Here is a 2662-nt window from a genome sequence, read left to right as displayed (position 1 = left end):
CAGAAAGTAGGAGAGGAAGCCGTAGAACTGGTCATTGAAGCCAAAGATAATAACGATGATCTTTTCAGGAACGAAGCCGCAGACCTCCTGTACCATTATCTCATCCTGCTGAAAGCAAAAGGAATGCAGATGGCGGATATCGAAGCTGATTTATTGAAACGGACGCGTTGAAACAGCATAAAAAAAATCCCGTGTAGACTTGCGACACGGGACTTTTTTTTATTTACCGATGATCACTTTCCTGACCGCCGTTTTCTGGCCGGTTGAAACCTTTACCAGATAAGCCCCTTCGGCCAGGCCTGAAACTTTGATTTCCTTCTCATTTTCCTGGCTCAGGACATTCCTTCCGCTCATATCGGAAATTGCTACCCTGAAATTTCTGATCTCTTTCGGAACTTCAATGAACAGATGATCTTTTGCAGGATTCGGATAGATTTTAATGGATTCCAGATGGCTCTGTTTTACTTCTTCAGTAGCCAATTGGATAGTAGAAGCGGTGGCAAAATGCTGCAAGGCACCCACTGCCGCTTTTCCTGCGTTGTATACATAGGTTGGGTCTACGTTGGCAAAAGTATCATTTACCGTATGCTCGTTATAGCTTCTTATATTTTCATAAAAACCCGTAATAATGTCTCCGTTCTGCTCAAAAGGCATATAGTCGGAAGAGTAGGCATTGGACATGACGGTCTGCAGCGGGGAATACAAAGTGGTACAATTGGCCAGCTGCTGCGTAAATGCCTGTGATGCGGCATTGTTTGAGGTCATGCCGGCCTGGTCGCTTTCGCACTTGATTGCCGTATTGCTGTTGCCAATTTTTCCTCCCACCTGGTCTATATTGAAGACCAGACGTACATTCAGCTGACGTACATTGTTCTGGAACACTACATTGTCTGCATAATGGGCACTTCCCTGAAGGCCCTGTTCCTCTCCTGAAAAATGGATGAATTTGATGGAATATTCAGTGGGAATATCTTTCAGTATCCGTGCCGCCTCCAGTAGAATAGATGTGCCGCTTCCATTGTCGCTTACACCGGGCCCGGTAATCGTATCATAATGCCCGCAGATGATGACATAGGTATTGGGATAGACCGTTCCTGTTTTGGTAATGATCAGGTTTTTCGAGCTTGTATTGTTCCCGAAAGTAAACGGGTCTTCCGTAATCTGGCCGGCCGTATACCCGAAGGACTGGTATTTTGCTTTCAGCCAGTTCAGGGTATTGGTATTGGCTACAGAACCGGTAGTTTTTACCCCAAGGTTCTGAAAATCCTGCAAAAGAGAAGTAATATTGGTCTGCGAAACCTGGTCGGCTCTGTTTTTATAAGCCTGGATAAAAGTTTGCGCCTGTAAGGAGTACGCTGATAATGAAATAAGCAGAAGAGAGGTTATTTTTTTCACCGGTCAAGAAAATTTTGCATATTGAATAATGAGCAAATGTAAATAATAAAAAAATCCTGAGCAAAAAACTCAGGATTTATATTGATAACAAAAATTTTACATTATTTTACTTGATCTACAACTGCTTTGAAAGCTTCAGGGTGATTCATTGCTAAATCAGCTAAAACTTTTCTGTTAAGCTCAATGTTGTTTTTCTTAAGAGCTCCCATAAACTGAGAGTAAGACATTCCGTGTACTCTGGCTCCTGCGTTGATACGCGTGATCCAAAGGGCTCTGAAATTTCTCTTTTTCTCTTTTCTACCGCGGTAAGCATATTGCATTGCTTTTTCCACGGCGTTTTTAGCTACAGTCCAAACATTCTTTCTTCTACCGAAAAAACCTTTGGCTTGTTTCATGATTTTCTTTCTGCGAGCTCTTGAAGCTACGGCATTTACTGATCTTGGCATAATTTAAATTGTTTTTTTGACATGTGCGGCAATCTGTTTCATTGCGCTTGGCTGCTCCATCTCAGGGTTAAATTGTTGAATTGTTGAATTCTTATAAACCGGTATGGATTTATAAAAACTACTTGATGGCTAATTGACGCTGAACACTTTTCTCATCCACTTTAGCTACGTAAGAAGTAGTAGTAAGATTTCTCTTCTGCTTGGTTTCTTTCTTCGTTAAGATGTGGCTTTTGTAAGCATTCTTTCTTTTGATCTTTCCGGTTCCGGTAAGAGCAAAACGCTTTTTAGCACCTGATTTCGTTTTTAATTTTGGCATTGTTCTGCTTTTTTATGGTTTTGTTATCAATATCTGTTTCTGGCTCCCGGTAAGCCGGGAATAGTAGGCTGCAAAATTACGGAAAATTATTGAGACCTGAAATATTTTTTTCTCAGTGCATAAAATCGTCCGGTAGAGCAGAAAAAAGCCTCAAATTTCTTTGAGGCTGTATGGATATCAGACCGCTTCCGGTCTGGCTGTTGATTATTTGGCCGGTTTTTTAGGGCTCATCATCATGATCATTCTCTTTCCTTCAAGTTTAGGCAGCTGGTCTACTTTTCCTACATGCTCCAGTTCCTGGGCAAGTTTAAGAAGCAGGATCTCTCCCTGGTCTTTGAAGATAATGGAACGTCCCTTAAAAAATACGTAGGTTTTCAGTTTTGAACCTTCCTCAAGGAATTTTTCAGCATGTTTCTTCTTGAATTCATAATCGTGTTCATCGGTCTGAGGCCCGAAACGGATCTCTTTTACCACCACTTTTACCTGCTTGGCTTTTAATTCCTTT

At 41.5% G+C, this 2662-nt stretch carries 5 protein-coding genes; 1 reads left to right on the top strand and 4 read right to left on the bottom strand.

Annotated features, from left to right (window positions below):
* On the top strand, positions 1-171 hold a 171-nt coding region (gene hisE, locus QZ735_RS07030; RefSeq protein ID WP_294246098.1), incomplete at its 5' end, for a phosphoribosyl-ATP diphosphatase.
* Between the two features lie 48 nt (positions 172-219).
* On the opposite strand, the gene QZ735_RS07025 is transcribed toward hisE, so the two are convergent.
* The 4 genes from QZ735_RS07025 to infC form a co-directional block, all read right to left on the bottom strand.
* Positions 220-1395, bottom strand: coding sequence for a M28 family peptidase (locus QZ735_RS07025; protein ID WP_294246096.1), 1176 nt, complete (start codon positions 1393-1395; stop codon positions 220-222).
* A gap of 101 nt (positions 1396-1496) precedes the next feature.
* The gene (gene rplT, locus QZ735_RS07020; protein ID WP_294246094.1) at positions 1497-1841 is read right to left on the bottom strand and encodes a 50S ribosomal protein L20; all 345 of its coding nucleotides are present in this window, start codon (positions 1839-1841) and stop codon (positions 1497-1499) included.
* A gap of 118 nt (positions 1842-1959) precedes the next feature.
* Positions 1960-2157, bottom strand: coding sequence for a 50S ribosomal protein L35 (gene rpmI, locus QZ735_RS07015; RefSeq protein ID WP_034676300.1), 198 nt, complete (start codon positions 2155-2157; stop codon positions 1960-1962).
* Between the two features lie 204 nt (positions 2158-2361).
* Positions 2362-2662: translation initiation factor IF-3 (gene infC, locus QZ735_RS07010; RefSeq protein WP_294246092.1), on the bottom strand; the 301-nt coding region annotated here is incomplete at its 5' end.

The sequence above is a fragment of the uncultured Chryseobacterium sp. genome, from assembly GCF_913776365.1.
Classification (GTDB): domain Bacteria; phylum Bacteroidota; class Bacteroidia; order Flavobacteriales; family Weeksellaceae; genus Chryseobacterium.
Note: the sequence above shows the minus strand (reverse complement) of the source record. Positions and strands in the feature narration are given on the sequence as shown.

Bases quoted from the DNA above. Each gene is read 5' to 3' on its own strand.
- rpmI (WP_034676300.1), bottom strand. From the start codon at position 2,157: ATGCCAAAATTAAAAACGAAATCAGGTGCTAAAAAGCGTTTTGCTCTT.
- rplT (WP_294246094.1), bottom strand. From the start codon at position 1,841: ATGCCAAGATCAGTAAATGCCGTAGCTTCAAGAGCTCGCAGAAAGAAA.